The sequence below is a fragment of the Sulfitobacter albidus genome (assembly GCF_018200035.1).
Lineage (GTDB): Bacteria > Pseudomonadota > Alphaproteobacteria > Rhodobacterales > Rhodobacteraceae > Sulfitobacter > Sulfitobacter albidus.
Map to the genome: position 1 here is coordinate 2668613 of NZ_CP073581.1, position 22198 is coordinate 2690810.

Genomic DNA, 22198 nt, shown 5'->3' on the forward strand with positions numbered 1-22198 from the left:
TCCTTCAGAGGTACCCTACCCCAGCCCCGCCTCAGTGAAAATCACGAGATTTCGGGATCACCCGCACGTCGCGCGGATGCGCGCGCACCGGGGCCACCTGCCCCGGGATCGGATGATTGGGATGATCGCCGCGCGCGTCCGTGCCCGGCAAGCGCTCGTGCGCAAGGGTATCAAGCCGCTCGGTCCGGTCCTCCAGATGGTCGGCCACCACATGGATCACGCGCCCGTCGGTCTGCACCCGCCCGTGCACCACCAACAGCCGCGCCTGCATGATCGTGGCGCGCCACGCCTCGAACAGCTTGGGCCAGATCACCAGATTGGCCACACCCGCCTCATCCTCCAGCGTGATGAAACACACCCCCTTGGCGCTGCCCGGTTTCTGGCGCACCAGCACCAGCCCGGCCAGTTTCACCCGCGCCCCATGCGCCATGTAGATCAGATCGTGACTGCTGCCGTAGCCCTGCTTGCGCAAGGAACTGCGGAAAAAGCTCATCGGATGCGCCTTCAGGCTCAACCGCAGGGTCTGGTAATCAGCCACCACATGCTCCGCCTGCGGCATGGCGGGCAGGGCGACGGCGGGCTCGTCCCCCTCCGCCGCCGCCTCCGCGTGATCAAACAGCGCAAGGGCCGGCGCATCGCGCAGCCCCTCGGCCTGCCACAGCGCCTGCCGCCGGTCGATGCCCACCGACCGGAACGCATCCGCCGCCGCCAGCTTACCGATCTGCCCGCGATCCAGCCGCGCGCGTTTCTTCAGATCGCCCACATCGGCGAACGGCTCCGCCCGCGCGGCCATGATCCGCAGGGCCGCGTCCTGCCGCATCCCGTCGATCTGCCGCAGCCCCAGCCGCAGGGCAAAGCCGCCCGCACAAGGCTCCAGCGTGCAATCCCAGTCGGAGTAATTCACATCCACGCCGCGCACCTCCACCTCATGCTCGCGCGCGTCCCGCACGATCTGCGCGGGCGCGTAGAACCCCATCGGCTGGCTGTTGAGCAGCGCGCAGGCAAAGACCGCCGGGTAGTGACACTTCATCCAGCTCGACACATAGACCAGCTTGGCAAAGCTCGCGGCATGGCTCTCGGGAAATCCGTACTCCCCGAACCCCTTGATCTGGTCAAAACAGCGCTGCGCAAAATCCTTGTCATAGCCCCGGTCGGTCATCCGCCCGACCATCTTTTGCTGCAAAAGCTCGATCGTCCCGCGCGAGCGGAACGTCGCCATCGCCTTGCGCAGCTCATTGGCTTCCTTGGGGCTGAACCGCGCGGCATCAATGGCGATCTTCATCGCCTGTTCCTGAAAAATCGGCACCCCCAGCGTGCGGCCAAGGATCTTCAAAAGCTCATCCTGCGGATGCTCCGGCCCCGGCGCAGGATAGCTCACCCCCTCGATCCCCTGACGGCGGCGCAGATAGGGATGCACCATGTCGCCCTGAATAGGGCCGGGCCGCACGATCGCCACCTCGATCACCAGATCGTAGAACCGGCGCGGGCGCAGTTTTGGCAGCATCGCCATCTGTGCGCGGCTTTCCACCTGGAACACGCCCAGGCTGTCGCCTGCGCACAGCATGTCATAGGTCTCGGGATCGTCGGGCGGGATGCTCGCCAGCTGGTGGTCGATCCCGTAATGCGCGCGCATCAGATCGAACCCCTTGGCGATGCAGGTCAGCATCCCCAGCGCCAGAATATCCACCTTGAAGATCCCCAGCGCGTCGATGTCATCCTTGTCCCACTCGATGAAAGACCGCTCCGGCATGGCGCCATTGCCGATGGGCACCATCTCGGTCAGCGGACGCTCCGTCAGGATGAAACCACCCACATGCTGGGCCAGATGGCGCGGCATCCCGATCATCTGGCGCGCCACGGCGATGACCCGGCGCAGGTACGGGTCGGACAGGTCCATGCCCGCGTCGCGTACCCGCTCATCACCCATCTGCGCCTCGAAACTGCCCCAGACGGTCGAGGCGAGCTTGCTCGTCACATCCTCGCTCAGCCCCATCGCCTTTCCCACCTCACGAATGGCGCTGCGCGGACGGTAGTGGATCACGGTCGCGCACAGCCCGGCGCGCGCACGCCCGTATTTGGCGTACATATACTGGATCACCTCCTCGCGCCGCTCGTGCTCGAAATCCACGTCGATGTCGGGCGGCTCGTCACGCTCCTCGCTCAGGAACCGCTCGAACAACACGTCATGCTCGGCCGGGTCCACACTGGTCACGCCAAGACAGAAACACACGACCGAATTGGCGGCCGATCCGCGCCCCTGACACAGGATCGGCGGCTGCGCCTCGTGGCGGGCAAAGCGCACGATGTCGTGGATGGTCAGGAAATACCGCGCGATCTTCTTGCGGCGGATCAGGTCGAACTCCTTTTCGATGATCGCCCGGATCTCCGGGGCCACGCCGCCCGGATAGCGCCAGGCCGCCCCCTCCCAGGTCAGCCGCTCCAGCTCCTGCATGGCCGTGCGCCCCTCGGGCACGATCTCATGCGGGTACTCATAGGCCAGATCATCAAGCGAGAAGGCGATGCTGTCGGCCACCTCGCGCGTGGCGCGGATCGCGTGCGGCCAGGGTGCGAACAGGCGGCACATCTCCTCGGGCGATTTCAGATACCGCTCGGCATTGGGCTCCAGCAGATAGCCCGCCGCGTCGATGGTGGTGCCATGACGGATACAGGTCATCACATCCTGCAAGGGCCGCCGACTGGGGTCGTGATACAGCACGTCATTCGTCGCCAGAATTCCCATGCCCTGCGCCCGCGCGATCCGGTCCAACCGGTTGATCCGCGCCACATCGTCCCCGCGATAGAGGTACGCCGCACCGATATGCCGCATCCCCGGCAAGGCGCGCTTCAGCCGCCCCAGACCCGCCTCGAACACATCCAGATTTTCCGGCGGCATCGCGATCAGCACCAGCCCACGCGCGTGCTCGGCCAGCATCTCCAGCGTCAGATGGGTCTCCCCCTTCTCCTGCCAGCCGCCGTCGGCATCCACCATCTTGCCCCGCGACAAGAGCGTCGACAGCCGCGCATAGCCCTCGCGATCCCGCGGATAGGCCAGAAACTCGGCCCCGCACAGCAGCTCCAGCCGCGCGCCGATCAACGGCGTGACACAGGCCGCCGCAGCCGCGGTATGCATCCGCACAACACCCGCCAGCGTGTTGTGATCGGCCACGCCAATCCGGTCATAGCCCAAGCCATTGGCGACCGCCGCCAGATCGATCGCCTCCGACGACGCGCGCAGAAACGAAAAACACGTAGCCACCCCCAGCTCCACATACGCCGCGGGCGGGTTCCGGCAAAACGGCTCCGGTGGATCAACCTCCCGGCGTTTGTGTCCTTCCTGTTGTGGCATAAGGTGGCAGCCCCTGCGCTTGGGTCACAGGGGTGCGTCCCTGTCCCCCGGACATGCCGCGCCCCGAAAAATCCTCTCGGCACAAAGCGCCCCCGCCCCCTGCACCCTTTCAAAAATACCTGTCAACGCCGCCACGCAAAACCCGCGCGCCGTGGAGGACCCCTGCGGTCTGGCGGGGGGGATGTCGGCGCAGCCGCATGTCTCCCGTCAGCCGAACACCCCGTGCAGAAACCACTGCGGTGCCCCCCACGCCGGTCGTCCGGCACGCCCTCGCGATACATCCAAAAGCGCCGCCCCTCCTCGACTTCGACGCAGTAGTAATCACGCAGCCGGGTCTCGGGCCGGTCGCGCCACCACTCGGGCGCGATCCGCTCTGGCCCCTCGAACCGCACCACGCGGTAGCGCACCCGCCGCCAGCGAAACCGCGCGGGCGGCCCTTCCGGCACGGCGTAGAGCACGGCAATCTCCTCTGCCGGCTCGAACAGGCGCAGGGGCCGCGCTGTGGCCCGCCGCGCGGGCGGCGCCTCCGCCACGCCGCTCAGGGCGGGCACCCGCGCCTCCGCCCGCTCGGGCTTGTGGCTGTGCACCCAGGCCGACCAGCTCACCTTTGCCGGGCCCAGCTTTGCCACCAGCCGGTCCAGCAACGCCGCCACATCCGCGCCCGCATCCCGCGCGCCGTCCAACCGGTCCTGATGCAGCGACAGGGGCTCCGCGCGCACCGCCTCCAGCGTCATCAGATCGAAGCCGAAGCCCGGATCGATCCCGTCGAGCTTGCCCGCCAGCAGCCGCACCAGATGCGCGGGGTCGCGCGTGGCCGCCGCCGTCGCCACCTCGCGCGCGCGCCATTCGCCGTCCACGCGGTAGATCGTCAGCCGCAACCGCCGCGCGCCCTGCTCCGCGCCCGCCAGCTGCGCGCAGAGATCCTCCGCCAGCCCGGTCAGCCACGGCTCGGGGTCGATCACCGGCTCGGGGCTGCGCGCCCGCGCCAGCCAGATCCGCGCCTCTCCCGGCGCCTGCAACGGGTCCGCCGCGCGACCCATGGCCCGGTCCAGCAGCACCAGCGGGTTCTGCCCCGCATCGGCGCGCGCAAACCGGCGCATCAGCCCCACGCGCGGCACCGCCTCCAGCGCGCCCAGCGTTTTGAGCCCCAACCGGTCGAGCAGCCGGACCGTCACCGCCTCCAGCCGCAGCGCCACCACAGGCAGCGGCGCCAGCATGTCCTGCAAGTCCTGCGCGCCACAGATCGCCCCGCCGGGGCCAAAGCGCGCCAGCATCTGCGCCGCCCCGCGCGTGGGCGCACAGGCCAGCCGCGCGCGCAGCCCCTGCATGGCAAACCGCGCGCCCATGTCGCGCAGCAGTTTCCGCTCGCCGCCGAACAGATGCGCCGCCCCGCGCACATCCAGCAGGATCCCGTCGGCCTCCGCCACCGTCCACGGGCACCAGCGCCGCGCCCAGAGTGCCAGACGCTCCAGCATCGCCGCATCGCCGCGCGGGTCGGCCCGCTCTACGTGCAGATCGGGGTGGATCGCCTGCACGTCGACCACCCGCGCGCCCGGGGCAATCCCTCGCGCCGCCGCCGGTGCACTCACCGCGTGCACCACCGGGCCGTGACTGCCGTCGCATGACAGCACCACCGGCACCTCCGCCCCCGGCAGGGTGCGCTGCGCCGCGGTCAGGCGCCGCCAGCGATCCATCGCCAGATCCGGGAAATAGGCCGAAACGATGCGCGCACCCTCGCTCATGCCCCATAGGGCGCCTCACATCGCCACCGCATCCGCCACGACGGGCGTGGCCGTATCGGGCGCCATGAACCGCAACCGGTCCGCATCGTCACGCGCACGCGGGTCATGAGCCGCCAGCCAGATGCCCGGCGCACGTCCCCGCGCGCGAAACAGCTCCGCCTCCCACAACGGCGCACCGGGGGCTGCGGGATTGTCGCGATGCACCTGCGAGGGGGCCGACCCCACGCGCCAGCGCTCGCGCGCCGCCGACAGCCCCTCGGCCTGCCCCGAGCGCAGCAGCCAGATCGGCAGGCCCGACGCCTCCGCCCGCATGGCAAGCCGCTTGGTCGCCGTGAAATCCAGCACCGGCGGCGCGCCGTACACCTCGCCCACCACCGCCGACAGCCCGGCACAGCGTGCGCCCTCTTCCATCGCCCACAGCACGTCGCGCGGGTGGCTCACCTCGACCCGCAGAAAGGTCACATCGGGCACCGCCGCCCCGTAGAGCCGCCCGTTCTCCTGCCGCGAGGCGCGATCCGACACCCATAACACCGGCCGTTTCGAGCGTGGCAGACAGGCCAGCACAAACCCCGTCGCCGCGCCGTCGAAGGGTCGCGCGGCAAAGACATCGCGCAGCACCGGCTGATCCACCGCGGGGCTGTCCACCGCCGTGACCGCCCGTTTGGCGCGCAAATCCACCAGCTGGCCAGGCGACAACCCGGCCCCATCCAGGGTCAAAGAAGAATCGTCTCTCATTCATTCCTCCTTTTTGTTCTACTTTTGTTCTACATGTAAATCCCGATTCTGACGAGTCCCTTTTGCCCCTTCCCCGGCGCCGCCGGGCAAAATGATCCGTATACAATCGCCGCCAAAGCCTTTAGGGCCGGGCCAACCCCTACATGATTCCCAGGAACATCCCTTGATCCAGACGATTGCCGACGCGCTTGCCGCACAGGGCTACGACACGCTGACCCCCGTGCAGGAAGCCGTCACCAACCCCGACCTCACCGACCGCGATTTGCTGGTCTCCGCCCAGACCGGATCGGGCAAGACGGTGGCCTTTGGCCTCGCCATCGCCCCCACGCTGCTGGATGCGCCGAAATTCGGCCCTGCCGATGCACCCCTCGCGCTGGTGATCGCCCCCACGCGCGAGCTGGCGATGCAGGTGGCGCGCGAATTCGGCTGGCTCTACGGGCCTGCGGGCGCGGTGGTGACGACCTGCGTGGGCGGCATGGACACGCGCACCGAACGCCGCGCGCTGGATCGCGGCGCGCATGTGGTCGTGGCCACGCCGGGCCGCCTGTGCGACCACATCAAACGTGGCAATATCGATCTGTCGAACGTGCGCGCCGTGGTCTTGGATGAAGCCGACGAAATGCTCGATCTGGGCTTTTCCGAAGATCTCGAATTCATCCTGACCGAAACCCCCGCCGAACGCCGCACCCTGCTGTTTTCCGCCACCGTGCCCCCGGCGATCGCCAAGCTGGCGCAGAAATACCAAAACGACGCCGAACGCGTGTCGGTCCTGTCCGAGACCAAGCAGCACGCCGACATCACCTACCGCGCGCTCAACGTGCACCCGCGCGACACCGAAAACGCGATCCTCAACGTGCTGCGCTTTTACGAGGCGAAAAACGCCATCGTGTTCTGCAACACCCGCGCCGCCGTGGCACGGCTGACCACGCGGCTGACCAACCGCAACTTCTCGGTCGTCGCCCTCTCGGGGGAGCTGACGCAATCTGAGCGCACGAACGCCCTGCAAGCGCTGCGCGACGGGCGCGCGCGGGTCTGCGTGGCCACCGATGTGGCCGCGCGCGGCATCGACCTGCCCAACCTCGAACTGGTCATTCACGCCGATCTGCCTACCAACTCCGACACGCTGCTGCACCGCTCGGGCCGCACGGGCCGCGCCGGACGCAAGGGGGTTTCGGCGCTGATCGTGCCGGGCAAGGCCGCGGGCAAGGCCAAGCGCCTGCTCAAATGGGCCAAGCTTGAGGCCGAATGGGGCCCGGCCCCGTCGGTGGAGGACGTGAACAAGGCCGACGAAGAGCGCCTGCTCAACGATCCCGCCTGGGACACCCCTACACCCGACGATGCGGTGGATATGGTCGCCACCCTCGCCAACCGCTACTCCGCCGAACAGCTGGCTAGCGCTTTCGTCGCGCTTTTCCGCGCGCGCGGCTCGGCCCCCGAAGAGCTGGCCGATGCAAGCGCCCAGCCCGAACGCGAAGTCCGCGACCGTCGCGAATTTGGCCCCTCGGTGTGGTTTCGCGTCTCGGTGGGCCGCGACGACGGCGCGGGCCCGCGCACGCTTCTGCCGATGCTCTGCCGCAAGGGCGATCTCACCCGCGACGATCTGGGCGCCATCCGCTCCATGCCGCGCCACTCCTTCGTCGAGGTGGCCGAAGGCGCCGTCGACCGGCTGACCAAAGCCTTGGGCGCCGACATGCAGGCCGAAGACGGCGTGACGCTGGAACGCGTGGCGGGCAAACCCGATTTCGGCCCCCGCCCCGAGCGTGACCGCGACGCACCACGCGGCCCAAAACCCGCCCACCGCAAGAATGACGGACCGCGCCCCGAGCGCGCGCCCAAACAAGAGCGGCCCGAGCGCCCCCAGCGCCCCGACCGCGACGCGCCCCGCGCGGCCCCCGCGCACGCCAAACGCGACCCCAAACGCCCGCCAAAATCCCACAAAACCGACCGCAGCCCCGCCCCGGCCGCCGCCTCAAAACCCAAAAGCGCCGAGCGCCCGAAGACCGGCGAAAAACCCAGCCCCCGCACAAAATCCGGCGCCAAACCTGTCTGGAAAAAAGACGGCCCCAAATCCGGGGATCGTCCCGAGAGCACCAAACCCCGCAGCGCGGGCAAACCAAAATCCGGCGCCAAACCGGTGTGGAAAGACAAGGGCAAACCGGCAGAGACCAGCGCGCGCAAACCAAACCGCGCCGCTGATACGTCCAAACGGTTCACCCCTCCGGGCAAATCCGGCAAACCCGGCGGCACCAAACCGCCAAAACGCAAAGGCTGATCTGCACGCGCCTCCCGCCCCTGCACCCTTTTACAAATACCTGAATCCCGCCGTCGGCGTCCCCTACAACGGCAACCGACGGCGTATCGGAATTTTTCAAAAATTCCGGCCCGATTTTTTCAAAAAATCGATCCCCGCAGCGGGCCTTGAGAACACAAAAGGCCGGAGCGTCAGCTCCGGCCTTTCTGCTAGCGTCTGGATGCTTACCAGCCCCCCGGAGCTCCGTCTGCCCGAGCCCTGGCCCGTCCCCCGGGGCTCGGGCCGCGCGATCTCTCACAGGACCCCCGGGGCTCCGCCCGCAAAGGCTTCAAACTCTCCACTGGAGAGTTTGCCGCAGCGAAGCTGCGGATCAGCCTTTGCCCTTCCACGGTACGAGGAATCGCTCGACCGCGCGCATCAGCATGTCGATGCCGAAACCGATGATGCCGATAAGAATGATGCCCAGAATGACGATGTCGGTGTTCTGGAATTTCGACGCGACCATGATCATCATGCCCGCCCCTTTCTCCGCCGCGACCAGCTCCGCCGCCACAACAGTGCCCCAGCACACACCCATCGCCACCCGCGCGCCGGTAAAGATCTCCGGCAGCGAGTTGGGGATGATCACGTAGCGCATGATCTGCCACTTGCTGGCCCCCAGCGAATAGGCCGCGTGCACCTTCGAGATCTTGACCCCCGACACCCCCGACCGCGCCGCAATCGCCATGATCCAGAGCGCCGCAAGGAACAGCAGGATGATCTTTCCCGTCTCCCCGATGCCCGCCCAGATGATCACCAGCGGGATCAGCGCCAAGGGCGGCACGGGCCGCATGAATTCCACGATCGGGTCGAACCAGCCCCGGAACCAGTTGGAAAGCCCCATGGCATAGCCCAGCGGAATCCCGACAATCGCCCCGCAGATGAAACCCGCAACAACCCGGAACAGCGACCAGGCCAAATGGCCCAGCAGCGACGTGCCGCGGAACCCTTCGTCCAGCACGGTAAAGGTCCGCTCCACCACCGCTTCGGGCGAGGGCAGATAGAGCGGCTCCATCTGCCATCCGTTGTCCGGCTCGAAATTCGGCGTCCCCTTGTCCGAGATCGTCACGGACCCGCCCGGAATCTCGACCCGGTCGCCGGGCGTGACACGTGTCCCGTTGATCGCCACGACCGTCGCGCCATCGCTCTTGGACACGTCATCATTGCGGTCGAACTGCACCAGCTGGCTGCGGTACTGGGCCACCGTGATGCTGTCGTTCTTGGCCATACCCTCGCCGGGTTCAACCTCGATCGGATCGGGGTTTTCCTCGCGGTTGTGCACCAGAACGGTGACCTCTGCGGTATCCGTCTGGCCGTTGGCCTCGACGGTATATTCAAACGACGTCTGCCCCGCGTAGGGTGCGGGCGCGTGCAGGAACCCGGGCAGCCACGCGGACCCGGTGAACATCCCCCACAGCAGAAACAGCGTCAGGATCGAAATGATGCCCGCCGCCCGGTTCGGGCGCACGGCACTCTCATCGCCGAATGTCACGGTCTTGAGCGCGGTATAGTCGCGGATCCCGCCCCCGATCAGCCGGGTGACGACAAAGGCAGAACCCACAAATATGCCGATATAAACGGCAAGGACGACAAAACCGGTCATGCCCCTGTCTCCTCTGTGCGGCCCATAATCTCTTCTTCCATGTCCCAGATCATCGACAGGATCTCTTCACGTCGCGGCCCGAATTCGGGATGTTTCTTGACCTCGCGCAGGTCCGCGTTCACGCCGGCCTCGGCAAACGGCAGGCGGTATTCCTTGTGGATACGCCCCGGACGCGGCGCCATCACGATCAGACGCTCTCCGAGCAGCAACGCCTCCTCGACGGAGTGGGTGATCAGGATGATCGTCTTGCCGGTCTCTTTCCACAGCTTGAGCACGAGGCTCTGCATTTTCTCGCGCGTCAGCGCGTCAAGTGCTCCCAACGGCTCGTCCATCAGGATCACATCGGGGTCGTTGGCCAGACAGCGGGCAAGCGCCACACGCTGCTGCATCCCGCCCGACAGCTCATAGACGGCCTTTTCCTTGAAATCCTGCAGGCCGACGACATTCAGCAGATGATCCACGATCTCGCGTTTGTCGTTCTTGGGCATCCCCTTCATCGAGGGGCCAAAGCCGACGTTCTCGCGCACGCTCATCCACTCGAACAGGGCGCCTTGCTGGAACACCATGCCGCGCTCTGCGTCGGGGCCTTTGATCTTGTGCCCGTTGAGGGTCATCACCCCGTCCGTGGGCGCCAGAAAGCCCGCAACAATGTTCAAAAGCGTGGTCTTGCCGCAGCCCGACGGGCCCAGCACACTCAGCAATTCACCGGCCTTGAGGTCCAGCGTCACATCCTGAAGCGCCTGCACATGCCCGCCGCCGGGCAGATCGAAACGCATGGAAAGGTTTGAAATGGAAAGTCCGGACATGTCCCTGCTTTCTGACCGCGTGGCCGCAGTCGGTGGACCCGGTGTGCCGGGTCGCGGTTGGCCTTTATGTGCAAGGCCCGGCACGCAGAACGCACCGGGCCCCGACAGTGTCGTGCTTAGTTGGCGATCGACGCCAGTGGGCCGGTGTTCACGGTGCCCTCGTAGCTGTCGAGCTTGCTGTCGATGGAACCGGATTGGACGAATACGTCCGCCACACCGCCCATGAAGGTGGCGCTACCGCCGCCCAGCCACTTCTCGCTCAGCTGCTCTTCGACCGATGGGAAGGCAAAACCCGCCAGCGTCTCGGCTGTCGCGTCCTCGTCCATGCCGGCGTCCTTGGCGATCACGGGCAGCATTTCCTCGGTGTTCTCACCGGAGTTCCACATCGCGTTGGCTTCCGCCGTCACTTTGAGGAATGCGGCGAGTTCGTCACCGTTCTCGGCCACGTAGGACGCAGGCGCGGATGTCACGTCGAACACCAGAATGCCCAGCTCTTCCTTTTCGGCACCGGTCAGCAGGATGTTGCCCGATTCCTTCATGCGGCGCAGCGCACCACCCCAACCACAGGCCATGTCGACCGCGCCCTGGCTCAGGGCCGCGGCGCCTTCGGCAGGCGCCATGTCAACGACCGACAGGGACGCGACGTCCACGCCAAAGTGGTCCATCTGCTTGAGGAAGCCATAGTGCGCGGCGGTGCCCAGTGGCACGGCGACTTTCTTGCCCGCCAGCTCGCCCGCGCTTTCCTTGTCGATCTCCAGTGCGGAGGCGACGACGCAGTTGTCGTTCTCGGAATAGGACACGGCGACGTCAACGATCTGAAGATCCTGACCACCGGACGCGGCAACCACGAAGGGTGGCACACCCTGGCTCACGGCGATCTGCACGTCACCCGATGCCATTGCCGCGGACATTGCCACGCCGCTGTCAAAGCTGACCCAGTTGATCTTCTTGCCCAGCGCTTCCTCATAGGTGCCGTTCACTTTCGCGAACTGAAACGGCATCGGCCATTCCAGGAAGTAGGCGACGGTGATTTCCTCGTGACCGTCAGCGAATGCGGCGGCCCCCGTCATCGACATCACGGCGCCGGCGACGAATGCGCTTACTGTTTTCTTCATCATGGTAATATAACTCCCAGTTACTTTGTCCCCCGCACCTTGGCGATGCTGGAGGTCTGTGGCCGCCCGAGGCGACCGACGATCGGCATCGTGCGGGATGCCCTGTGCACTTGCAACAATGATTCGGCTGAAATTGAGACATTCTGACCCAATATCGCGCCGGTTGAGCATTGCGGATTCTTTGAAACCCTAGGCAAGAGATCATGTATTATCAGGCCATTAGAGTGACCCGATGTGGCGTGTGCGGGATCATGGAACAGTGCCATGGCCCCGCACGGTCACTCTGCGCCGAAAACACGAAACACATAGGACCAGTTGCGCCGTCGATTTAAGTCCAATGACGCCCATCACCGATCGACTCTATCCCGAGGCCGGGTCTCATGCAGCGATGGACTCTGTCTAAGCATCTGGAAATTATACGTATATAAGGTTTGCCTCGCGCAGCACCCTCGGCAAGCTCGCGATTTGGACCCCGCGCACCGATGCCGACGTCCGAAAGATTTTTTCCGGGCCAAGCCCAAAATTTCGGCAAACCTTCGCCCGTCCGGGGCTGGATATATTCAATCAAACCGTCTGGCCCTATTTTTCGGCGACGTTTGCCTGTCTGCTATGGTATCGGTCAAAATATGACCCCCCGAATTCACACGCACAGCGCAATTGAAAGGTCAGTCCAATGGACGGTACATTCAACGAAAACGATATCTCCCGCATCGTCGAGGCGGACCGCGCCCACGTCTGGCATCACCTGAGCCAGCACAAACCCTATGAAACAACGGATCCGCGCATCATTGTCGAAGGCAAGGGCATGCGCGTCTGGGACCAGCACGGCAAGGAGCATATCGACGCCGTTGCGGGCGGTGTCTGGACCGTCAACGTCGGCTACGGCCGCGAATCAATCGCCAATGCCGTGCGCGACCAGCTGATCAAACTGAACTTCTTTGGCGGCACTGCGGGTTCGATCCCCGGCTCGATCTTCTCCGAGCAGCTGATCGCCAAAATGCCGGGGATGAGCCGCGTCTATTTCGCCTCCTCCGGCTCCGAGGCCAACGAAAAGGGCTTCAAGATGGTCCGCCAGATCGCGCAAAAGCGCTATGGCGGCAAGAAATACAAGATCCTCTACCGCGAGCGCGACTACCACGGCGGCACCATCGCCACGATGGCCGCCGGCGGCCAGGAAGAGCGCAACGCCCATTACGGCCCCTTCCCCGACGGGTTCGTCATGGTCCCGCACTGCCTTGAGTACCGCAAGCATGAGCAGGACGGCGCACCGGATGAAAACTACGGCGTGTGGGCCGCCAACCAGATCGAAAAGGTCATCCTCGAAGAGGGTCCCGATACCGTCGGCGCACTGTGCCTTGAGCCGGTGACCGCAGGCGGCGGCGTCATCACGCCCCCAGACGGCTATTGGGAGCGCGTGCAGGAGATCTGCACCCAGTACAACATTCTGCTGCACATTGACGAGGTCGTCTGTGGCGTGGGCCGCACCGGCACCTGGTTCGGCTATCAGCACTATGGCATCAAACCCGATATCGTGACCATGGCCAAAGGGGTGGCGTCGGGCTACGCCGCGATTTCCTGCACCGTCACCACCGAAGCGGTGTTCGAGATGTTCAAGGACGACGCCTCCGACCCGCTCAACTACTTCCGCGACATCTCGACCTTCGGCGGATGCACGGCAGGGCCCGCGGCGGCGATCGAGAATATGGCGATCATCGAACGCGAGAACCTGCTCGACAATACCAATGCCATGGGCGCCTACATGCTCGATCAGCTGAGCGCGCTTCAGGACAAGCACGCGGCCATCGGTCAGGTGCGCGGCAAGGGTCTGTTCCTCGGGGCCGAACTGGTTGCGGATCGCACGACCCGCGAGCCTGCGGTGGAAAAGATGGTCGGCGCCGTGGTGGCCGACTGCATGCAGCAAGGCGTCGTGATCGGTGCGACCAACCGCTCGCTGCCGGGAAAGAACAACACGCTGTGCTTCTCGCCCGCGCTGATCGCCACAAAGGACGACATCGACCAGATCGTTGCCGCCGTCGACGGCGCGATTGGCCGCGTTTTCGGCTGATACCGTGACACTCATACCCCTCGCGCCCCCTCCGGGCGCGGGGGGATTCCGCGCCCGCGCGCTTGATGCCGCCTACGCCCGCGCCCGCGCCACCCTGATCCCCCGTTTCGATCACCTCGACAGCGCCGCCCTGCTCTGGCCGCTGCGCGCCGCGCTTTGCCGGCGCCGTCTGCGCATCGCCGACATCGGTGCGGGCACCGGGCGCGATGCGGCTTGGCTTACCCGTACCGGGCATAGAGTCACGGCGGTAGAGCCGGTGACCGCGCTTTGCGCCCACCCCCATCTGGCGTGGTCCCCCGCGCGGCTGCCACATCTGCATGGGGTGCGCGGGCCGTTCGATCTGGTGCTGATCAGCGCGGTCTGGCACCACCTGCCCACCGCCGACCGCGCCCCCGCCCTGCGCCGTCTGCGCGGGCTGCTTGGCCCCGGTGGCCAGATCTGGATCTCGCTGCGTGACGGCCCCACCGCACCCGACCGACCGGGCTACGGCGTCGACCCCATGCGCCTGCGCAGGCAAGCCATCGGCGCGGGCCTGCGCATAACCGATCTGATGCCCGCACGGGCGCAACAGGCGAGCGGCGCACGCTGGCGATGGGCGGTTTTACGCACAGCCCGCGAATTTTAGGGAACCAATGCGCGGACCGACTGTTGATGCGGTGGAATAACTGGAGACAAACTCATGAAAAAGATTCTGATCGCCCTGCCCATGATGGCCGCACTCGCCGCCTGTGACACCCCGAACCAGGCCGCGCTGACAGGCGCCGCTCTGGGGGCTGCGACCGGTGTCGCGGTTTCGGGCGACGACGACAAGGTTGTCGGCGCCCTGGTCGGCGGCGCCGCAGGTGCCGCCGCAGGCAACTACATCGGGCGCGCCAACAACGGGCAGTGCGTCTATCAAAACAGCGCGGGCCAACGCTATACCGCTGCCTGCCCCTGATCGCGCAGCCATACATCGTCCCCAAGGGCTCCCACGCGGGAGCCCTTTTTTTGTGCCTGCGGGCCCCGTGTATTGGCATACTTTCTGTGCACGGGTTGTGCACGGTCCGTGCATCGTCAAACCATCTCGAAATCGATACTGAGTGAAACCTTAAGTCTCAATAAGCGCTTCCATTATCAGATCAGGTAGCGTATGATAATGACATTGAAAGCCAAAATCACTCTCCGATAGGTCCAATTTGCAATCCACATAAGGCCAGTCTAGAAAGGTGTTATGGCGCTTCCGGTCGAGACATTCTTTCTGCAACCCGACGCACAGGGCACGCTGCAATCGCAGATCCAGCAGATGATTGCACAGGGCATACTGTCGGGACGTTTCCAGCCCGGAGAAAAGCTGCCCTCGACCCGCAAACTCGCCACGCATCTCGGCGTCAGCCGCATCACCGTCACGATTGCCTACACCGAATTGTTGGCCAACGACTACCTCACGTCCAAGGGGCGGTCGGGCTATTTTGTGTCCGAAAACGCGCCAACGCCGCCGAGCTTTTCACCCACGCCCGACGCGGAAGATGCCGTGGATTGGGCACGCGCGCTCGGCCAGCGCTTTAGCGGTGGCGTGACGCCCAGCAAGCCGCAGGATTGGTCAAAATACCGCTATCCCTTTGTCTACGGCCAGGCCGATCAGTCGCTGTTTGACCACGCCAATTGGCGGCTCTGCGCCTTGCAGGCCCTGGGCCAGCGCGACTTTGAATCCATGACGTCGGATTACTACGATCAGGACGATCCGAACCTCATCGAATTCATCGCCCGCCACACCCTGCCGCGTCGCGGCATCACCGCAAAGCCCGAACAGATCCTGATCACCATGGGCGCGCAGAATGCGCTGTGGATGACGGCGCAGGTACTGCTGACGCAACGCCGCCGCGCGGCGCTGGAGGATCCCTGCTACCACGCGCTGCGCGATATCCTGATCCAGTCGCGTTGCCATGTGAACCCCGTGCGCGTGGACGCCGACGGCCTCCCGCCCGAGGCGATTCCACCCGATACGGACGTCATCTTCACCACCCCCAGCCACCAGTGCCCGACCAACGCCACCATGCCACTGGCGCGCCGCCGCGCCCTTCTGGAACGTGCCCGCCAGATGGACGCGCTGATCGTCGAGGACGATTACGAGTTCGAGACATCGTTCCTGCGCGCGCCATCGCCCGCGCTCAAATCGCTCGATACCGACGGGCGGGTGATCTATGTCGGGAGCTTTTCCAAATCGCTGTTTCCCGGTCTGCGCCTGGGCTATCTGGTGGGGTCCGAGCCGTTTATCCGCGAGGCCCGCGCCCTGCGCGCCAGCGTGCTGCGCCACCCGCCGGGCCACACCCAGCGCACGGCGGCCTATTTCCTGTCGCTGGGCCATTACGATGCGCTGGTGCGCCGCATGGGCAACGCGCTGCATGACCGCCGCGCGCGTATGGAGGAAGGCATCCGCGCCCACGGGCTGCAAGTGGCGGGCCAAGGGGCGCACGGTGGTTCATCTTTCTGGATGCGCGCGCCCGATCACATCGACACCCATGCGCTGGCCGCACGTCTGCGTCAGCGCGGCGTGCTGATCGAGCCGGGGCAATCGTTCTTCGGCGGCGCGGAAAGACCGCGCAACTTCTACCGGCTGGGCTACAGCTCGATCCCCGCAACCCGCATCGCCGACGGGCTCGCAGAGCTTGCGCGCGGCATCGCGCAGACCTCCGGCATTGGCCATATCCGGGCATAGAAACTGGCCCTAACACTCAACCGCCCACCCCGGTATCCTGCGTGCAACGCAAGAATCGCCCTGTAATCTGACAAGGAACCCCCCATGAAAATGACGACCGAAGAAGCCTTTGTAAAAACGCTCCAGCGCCACGGCATCCAGCATGCCTTTGGTATTATCGGCTCGGCCATGATGCCGATCTCGGATATCTTCCCCAAGGCGGGGATCACCTTCTGGGACTGCGCGCACGAAGGCTCCGGCGGCTTCATGGCCGATGGCTACACCCGTGCGACCGGCAAGATGTCGATGATGATCGCGCAGAACGGCCCCGGCATCACCAACTTCGTCACCGCCGTGAAAACCGCATACTGGAATCACACCCCTTTGCTTTTGGTTACCCCACAGGCCGCGAACAAGACGATCGGTCAGGGCGGCTTCCAGGAGATGGAGCAGATGAACCTGTTCGCCGACTGTGTCGCCTATCAGGAAGAGGTCCGCGACCCGTCCCGCATCGCGGAGACGCTGAACCGCGTGATCATCCAGGCCAAGCGCGCCTCTGCCCCCGCCCAGATCAACGTGCCGCGTGATTTCTGGACGCAGGTGATCGACATCGAGATCCCCGAGATCGTGGAATTCGAGCGCCCCAACGGTGGCGAAGAAGCGATTGCCAAGGCCGCCGAACTGCTGTCCTCGGCCAAATTTCCCGTCATCCTCAACGGCGCCGGTGTGGTGCTGGCCAAGGGCGGGATTGAGGCCTCCAAGGTGCTGGCCGAAAAGCTCGACGCACCCGTTTGCGTGGGCTACCAGCACAATGACGCCTTCCCCGGGAACCACCCCCTGTTTGCCGGGCCGCTGGGCTACAACGGCTCGAAAGCCGGGATGGAGCTGATTTCGAAAGCGGATGTTGTGCTGTGCCTTGGCACCCGTCTCAACCCGTTCTCGACCCTGCCGGGGTACGGCATCGACTACTGGCCGCAGGACGCCAAGATCATTCAGGTCGACATCAACCCCGACCGCATCGGCCTGACCAAGAAAGTGACCGTGGGCATCGTGGGCGACGCGGCGAAGGTCGCCAAATCCCTGACCGAAAAGCTTGCCGATACGGCCGGCGACACCGACCGCGACGCGCGCAAGGCAATGATCGCACAGACAAAATCGGCATGGGCGCAGGAGCTGACCTCGATGAACGAGGAGCAGGACGATCCCGGCACCACCTGGAACGAACGTGCCCGCGCGGCCAAGCCTGACTGGATGAGCCCCCGCATGGCGTGGCGCGCGATCCAGCAGGCGCTGCCCGTCGAGGCGATCATCAGTTCCGACATCGGCAACAACTGCGCCATCGGTAACGCCTATCCGGCGTTCAACGAGGGCCGCAAATATCTGGCGCCCGGTCTGTTCGGCCCCTGCGGCTACGGCCTGCCCGCCATCGTCGGCGCCAAGATCGGCCAACCCGACGTGCCCGTCGTGGGCTTTGCCGGGGACGGCGCGTTCGGCATCGCGGTGAATGAGCTGACGGCCATCGGCCGCGGCGAATGGCCTGCGGTCACGCAAATCGTTTTCCGCAACTACCAGTGGGGCGCGGAAAAGCGGAACTCGACCCTGTGGTTCGAGGATAACTTTGTCGGCACCGAGCTGGACGAGGAAGTCTCCTACGCGGGCATCGCCAAGGCGTGCGGCCTCGAAGGTGTGGTTGCCCGCACCCAGGAAGAGCTGACCGCCGCACTGGCCAAGGCGATCGAGGATCAGATGAAGCACGGCAAGACCACGCTCATCGAGGCCATGATCAACCAGGAACTGGGTGAGCCCTTCCGCCGCGACGCGATGAAAAAACCCGTCGCCGTGGCCGGGATCGACCCCGCCGACATGCGCGAACAAACGGTCTGAGTGCAGACCGCCACACATAAAGGGATCAGGCCATGAGCGTGCTGCGCGATCTACAAACCCGCGCCGCCGCCCGGCCTGCCCATATCGTCCTGAGCGAAGGCCACGACCCCCGGGTCGTGGCCGGTGCGCTGGCCGCCCTTGACGCGGGAATGGGGCCGATCACCCTTGTCGGTCCCGCCGCCGAAATCAACGCACAGCTGGCGCGCGCGGATGCCACCGGCGCCAAGGCGCTGACGATTCAGGATCCCGAAACATCGCCGCTGACCGAGGCTTACGCCGCGCTGTATTTCGAGCTGCGCAAGCATAAGGGCGTGAGCGAGGATGTCGCGGCGCGGGCCGCCCGCGATCCGCTGAATTTTGCGGCCCTCATGGTGCGCAACGGCGATGCCGATGGCACCGTCGGCGGCGCGGTCGCCACCACCTCTGACACCGTGCGCGCGGCCCTGCAGATGATCGGCAAGGCGCCCGATGCGGCCCTTGTGTCGTCTTTTTTCCTCATGGCGCTGCCCGATGGGCATCCTTCGGGGCGCAGCGCCATGGTCTTTGGCGATTGTGGGCTTGTCATCGACCCCGATGCGGGCGAACTCGCCGCCATCGCCGCGCAATCCGCCGCCTCCTGCGCGCAGCTACTGGGCGACGCGCCGAAAATCGGCATGCTCAGCTTTTCCACCAAGGGATCGGCCCGGCACGAGCGCGTGACCAAGGTCACCGATGCGCTGGCGATCCTGCAGCGCGATCATCCCCACCTGCCCGCCGACGGCGAGCTGCAATTCGACGCGGCGTTCGTGCCCGACGTCGGCGCGTCCAAGGCACCGGGATCGGATGTGGCAGGCCACGCCAACGTGCTGATCTTTCCCAACCTGGACGCGGGCAACATCGGCTACAAGATCGCCCAGCGCATCGGCGGCTGCGACGCCATCGGCCCCGTGCTGCAGGGCCTCGCGCGCCCCGCGAACGATTTGTCACGGGGCTGCACCGCGCAGGATGTGACAAACATCATCGCCGTGACCACCCTTCAGGCCACCCCTCAGGAGCCATCATGACCCATAAACAGCCGACACTGGATCTCAGCCCCAAGGTCTCTGACGAGGTGCGCAAGACGACCTGCTACATGTGCGCCTGCCGCTGCGGCATCAACGTGCACATGAAGGAAGGCAAGGTCGCCTATATCGAGGGCAACCGCGATCACCCGGTCAATCAGGGCGTGCTCTGTGCCAAGGGCTCTGCCGGGATCATGCAGCACAACGCGCCCTCGCGCCTGCGCGCCCCGATGAAACGCGTTGGCAACCGCGGCGAGGGCAAATTCGAGGAAATCTCCTGGGAAGAGGCCTACGGCATCGCCGAAGGCTGGCTCAGACCCATCCGCGAAACGGACCCTTCAAAGCTCGCGTTCTTCACCGGGCGCGACCAGTCGCAGTCGTTCACCTCGATGTGGGCACAAAGCTTTGGCACGCCCAACTACGCAGCCCACGGCGGGTTCTGCTCGGTCAACATGGCGGCGGCGGGCATCTACACCATGGGCGGGGCGTTCTGGGAATTCGGCCAGCCCGATTGGGACCATACCAAGCTTTTCATGCTGTTCGGCGTGGCCGAGGATCACGACAGCAACCCGATCAAGATGGGCATCGGCAAGATCAAGAAACGCGGCGCCCGCGTGATCGGCGTGAACCCGATCCGCACCGGCTACAACGCCGTGGCCGACGATTGGGTGGGCATCACGCCGGGCACCGACGGTCTGTTCATCCTCTCGATGATCCATTGCCTGATGAAGGCCGGGAAGATCGATTTCCACTACCTCGCGCAATATACCGACGCCGCCGTGCTGCTGAACGGCGACGAAAAATCGCCCGATTTCGGGATGAAACTGCGCGACGAGGACGGCAAAGAGCTGGTCATCGACCGCGCGACCGGCAAGCCGACCGCCTTTGACAAGAAAGGCGTGCGCCCCGATCTGACCGCCACGCACCGCGTCGCCGACGTGACGCATAAGCCCGTGTTCCACCAGATGGTCGAGATGTATCTCGACGACAAATACGCGCCCGAGGCCGTGGCCGAAACAGTTGGCTTGCCCGCCGCCCGCATCCGTGCGCTCGCAGCCGAATTGGCGCGCGTGGCCTTTGACGAGGCGTTCGAACTGGCCCATGAATGGACCGATTTCCGAGGCGAGACGCACCAGACCATGACCGGCCGCCCGGTGTCCTTCCACGCCATGCGCGGCATTTCGGCCCACGCCAACGGGTTCCAGACCTGCCGCGCGCTGCACACGCTGCAAATCCTGCTTGGCACCGTCGAGGTGCCCGGCGGCTTCCGCTTCAAACCGCCCTACCCCAAACCCGCGACGGCCCACCCCAAACCGCATTGCAAGGTCACGCCGGGCGCCCCGCTCGACGGGCCGCACCTGGGCTTTGTGCACGGGCCGGAGGATCTGGCACTCAAGGACGACGGCACGCCCGCCCGTATCGACAAGGCTTATACCTGGGAAAACCCCATGTCCGCCCACGGGCTGATGCATATGGTGATCTCGAACGCCTACGCGGGCGATCCCTACAAGATCGACACGCTGTTCATGTATATGGCCAACATGTCGTGGAATTCGTCGATGAACACGACCGGCGTGCAGCAGATGCTCACCGACCGCGATGAAAGCGGCGAATACGTGATCCCGCGCATCATCTACTCGGATGCCTACAGCTCCGAAATGGTCGCCTACGCCGATCTGATTCTGCCCGATACGACCTATCTGGAACGGCACGACTGTATCTCCCTGCTCGACCGCCCGATCTGCGAGGCGGACGCGGCGGCGGATGCGATCCGCTGGCCGGTGGTGGAGCCTGACCGCAACGTCAAAGGCTTCCAATCCGCGCTTTGCGATCTGGGCGCCCGGCTGGGCCTGCCCGCCTTTACCAACGCGGACGGAAGCCAGAAATACGCCGATTACGCCGACTACATCGTCAACCACGAACGCCGCCCCGGTGTCGGGCCGCTGGCCGGCTGGCGCATGGGCGAGAACGGGCTGCAGTCCGGGCGCGGCGGCGTGAACGAAAGCCAGCTCGACAATTACATCGAAAACGGTGGGTTCTTTGTTGAGCATATCCCCGACGGGGCCAACTACTACAAACCGTGGAACATGGCCTATCAGGAGTGGGCCGTGAAGATGGGCCTGTTCGATGCGCCGCAGCCCTATCTGTTCACCCTCTATTCGGAGCCGATGCGCAAATTCCAGCGCGCTGCCGAAGGCCACGGGGAGCGGCAGCCCCCCGAGCACTTGCGCGCGCGCCTCAAGGAAAAGATGTCGCCCCTGCCGATCTGGTACGAGACCGATCAGGAGGGCAACGAGGGCTTCACCATCACCGCACTCACCCAGCGCCCGATGGCGATGTATCACAGCTGGGGCAGCCAGAACGCCTGGCTGCGCCAACTGCACGGGCGCAACCCGATGTATCTGCCGACCAAGCTGATGCGCGCGCATGACCTGCAAGACGGCGACTGGGCCGAGATCACCTCCCCCCACGGCGCGATCACGGTGCCGGTGATGGAGATGGCCGCGCTCAACGACAATACAATCTGGACGTGGAACGCCATCGGCAAACGCAAGGGCGCCTGGGCGCTGGAGCCGGACGCGCCGGAGGCGACCAAGGGCTTTCTGCTCAACCACCTCATTCACGAGCTGATGCCCCCCAAGGGCGACGGGCTGCGCTGGGCCAATTCCGACCCGATCACCGGGCAGGCGGCGTGGTTCGACCTCAAGGTCGCGCTGAAAAAGGTCGCCGCGCCCAGTGATGCGCAAAGCCGGCCGGCGATGCCGCCCATCGCCTCGCCCGTGGGCACCGGCCCGGAAGAGTTGAAATGGAAGGTCGGCAAATGAGCGCGATAAAATTTTTCGAAAAATTTTGCCCGGAATTTTCGAAAATTCCGGCTCCGGCGGCAAAGGACACGAC

The 22198-nt window shown here is 65.3% G+C and carries 14 protein-coding genes; 8 read left to right on the top strand and 6 right to left on the bottom strand.

Going from position 1 to position 22198, the window contains the following annotated elements; translation table 11 throughout:
* Positions 1 to 31 precede the first annotated feature (31 nt).
* From KDD17_RS13215 to KDD17_RS13225, 3 genes are all read right to left on the bottom strand, one after another.
* Positions 32 to 3346 (bottom strand): error-prone DNA polymerase, encoded by a 3315-nt coding sequence (locus KDD17_RS13215; RefSeq protein WP_212704085.1) that lies wholly within the window; start codon positions 3344 to 3346, stop codon positions 32 to 34.
* Positions 3347 to 3468: 122 nt separating this feature from the next.
* A complete protein-coding gene (locus KDD17_RS13220; RefSeq protein ID WP_348541460.1) occupies positions 3469 to 5088 on the bottom strand; it encodes a Y-family DNA polymerase in 1620 nt (539 codons plus the stop codon).
* 15 nt (positions 5089 to 5103) lie between these two features.
* A complete protein-coding gene (locus KDD17_RS13225; protein ID WP_212704086.1) occupies positions 5104 to 5823 on the bottom strand; it encodes a hypothetical protein in 720 nt (239 codons plus the stop codon).
* A gap of 163 nt (positions 5824 to 5986) precedes the next feature.
* On the opposite strand from KDD17_RS13225, the gene KDD17_RS13230 reads away from it, so the two are divergent.
* Positions 5987 to 8095, top strand: coding sequence for a DEAD/DEAH box helicase (locus KDD17_RS13230; protein ID WP_212704087.1), 2109 nt, complete (start codon positions 5987 to 5989; stop codon positions 8093 to 8095).
* A gap of 349 nt (positions 8096 to 8444) precedes the next feature.
* On the opposite strand, the gene KDD17_RS13235 is transcribed toward KDD17_RS13230, so the two are convergent.
* The 3 genes from KDD17_RS13235 to KDD17_RS13245 form a co-directional block, all read right to left on the bottom strand.
* Entirely contained in the window at positions 8445 to 9716 is a 1272-nt protein-coding gene (locus KDD17_RS13235; RefSeq protein WP_212704088.1) for an ABC transporter permease subunit, read from the bottom strand.
* Positions 9713 to 10522: a taurine ABC transporter ATP-binding protein gene (locus KDD17_RS13240; RefSeq protein WP_212704089.1), complete on the bottom strand. Its 810-nt coding sequence runs from the start codon at positions 10520 to 10522 to the stop codon at positions 9713 to 9715. The genes KDD17_RS13235 and KDD17_RS13240 overlap by 4 nt, the downstream gene beginning before the upstream one ends.
* 116 nt (positions 10523 to 10638) lie before the next feature.
* Positions 10639 to 11640, bottom strand: coding sequence for a taurine ABC transporter substrate-binding protein (locus KDD17_RS13245; protein ID WP_431358128.1), 1002 nt, complete (start codon positions 11638 to 11640; stop codon positions 10639 to 10641).
* Positions 11641 to 12310: 670 nt separating this feature from the next.
* Here KDD17_RS13245 and KDD17_RS13250 point away from each other — a divergent pair.
* The 7 genes from KDD17_RS13250 (at position 12311) to KDD17_RS13280 (ending at position 22125) form a co-directional block, all read left to right on the top strand.
* A complete protein-coding gene (locus tag KDD17_RS13250; RefSeq protein ID WP_212704090.1) occupies positions 12311 to 13702 on the top strand; it encodes an aminotransferase family protein in 1392 nt (463 codons plus the stop codon).
* A gap of 4 nt (positions 13703 to 13706) precedes the next feature.
* Positions 13707 to 14327 (top strand): class I SAM-dependent methyltransferase, encoded by a 621-nt coding sequence (locus KDD17_RS13255; protein ID WP_212704091.1) that lies wholly within the window; start codon positions 13707 to 13709, stop codon positions 14325 to 14327.
* A gap of 54 nt (positions 14328 to 14381) precedes the next feature.
* Positions 14382 to 14639 (top strand): YMGG-like glycine zipper-containing protein, encoded by a 258-nt coding sequence (locus tag KDD17_RS13260; protein ID WP_212704092.1) that lies wholly within the window; start codon positions 14382 to 14384, stop codon positions 14637 to 14639.
* A gap of 273 nt (positions 14640 to 14912) precedes the next feature.
* Positions 14913 to 16397, top strand: coding sequence for a MocR-like pyridoxine biosynthesis transcription factor PdxR (gene pdxR, locus KDD17_RS13265; protein ID WP_212704093.1), 1485 nt, complete (start codon positions 14913 to 14915; stop codon positions 16395 to 16397).
* Positions 16398 to 16481: 84 nt separating this feature from the next.
* Positions 16482 to 18260 (top strand): sulfoacetaldehyde acetyltransferase, encoded by a 1779-nt coding sequence (gene xsc / locus KDD17_RS13270; protein WP_212704094.1) that lies wholly within the window; start codon positions 16482 to 16484, stop codon positions 18258 to 18260.
* Positions 18261 to 18292: 32 nt separating this feature from the next.
* Positions 18293 to 19303 carry a phosphate acetyltransferase gene (pta, locus tag KDD17_RS13275; protein WP_212704095.1) on the top strand — a complete coding sequence of 337 codons (1011 nt, stop codon included), beginning with the start codon at positions 18293 to 18295 and terminating at the stop codon, positions 19301 to 19303.
* The gene (locus KDD17_RS13280) at positions 19300 to 22125 is read left to right on the top strand and encodes a molybdopterin oxidoreductase family protein (protein WP_212704096.1); all 2826 of its coding nucleotides are present in this window, start codon (positions 19300 to 19302) and stop codon (positions 22123 to 22125) included. The genes pta and KDD17_RS13280 overlap by 4 nt, the downstream gene beginning before the upstream one ends.
* The last annotated feature ends 73 nt before the right edge of the window (positions 22126 to 22198 follow it).

Bases quoted from the DNA above. Each gene is read 5' to 3' on its own strand.
- KDD17_RS13215 (WP_212704085.1), bottom strand. From the start codon at position 3,346: ATGCCACAACAGGAAGGACACAAACGCCGGGAGGTTGATCCACCGGAG.
- KDD17_RS13220 (WP_348541460.1), bottom strand. From the start codon at position 5,088: ATGAGCGAGGGTGCGCGCATCGTTTCGGCCTATTTCCCGGATCTGGCG.
- KDD17_RS13225 (WP_212704086.1), bottom strand. From the start codon at position 5,823: ATGAGAGACGATTCTTCTTTGACCCTGGATGGGGCCGGGTTGTCGCCT.
- KDD17_RS13235 (WP_212704088.1), bottom strand. From the start codon at position 9,716: ATGACCGGTTTTGTCGTCCTTGCCGTTTATATCGGCATATTTGTGGGT.
- KDD17_RS13240 (WP_212704089.1), bottom strand. From the start codon at position 10,522: ATGTCCGGACTTTCCATTTCAAACCTTTCCATGCGTTTCGATCTGCCC.
- KDD17_RS13245 (WP_431358128.1), bottom strand. From the start codon at position 11,640: ATGATGAAGAAAACAGTAAGCGCATTCGTCGCCGGCGCCGTGATGTCG.
- KDD17_RS13250 (WP_212704090.1), top strand. From the start codon at position 12,311: ATGGACGGTACATTCAACGAAAACGATATCTCCCGCATCGTCGAGGCG.
- KDD17_RS13260 (WP_212704092.1), top strand. From the start codon at position 14,382: ATGAAAAAGATTCTGATCGCCCTGCCCATGATGGCCGCACTCGCCGCC.
- pdxR (WP_212704093.1), top strand. From the start codon at position 14,913: ATGGCGCTTCCGGTCGAGACATTCTTTCTGCAACCCGACGCACAGGGC.
- xsc (WP_212704094.1), top strand. From the start codon at position 16,482: ATGAAAATGACGACCGAAGAAGCCTTTGTAAAAACGCTCCAGCGCCAC.
- pta (WP_212704095.1), top strand. From the start codon at position 18,293: ATGAGCGTGCTGCGCGATCTACAAACCCGCGCCGCCGCCCGGCCTGCC.
- KDD17_RS13280 (WP_212704096.1), top strand. From the start codon at position 19,300: ATGACCCATAAACAGCCGACACTGGATCTCAGCCCCAAGGTCTCTGAC.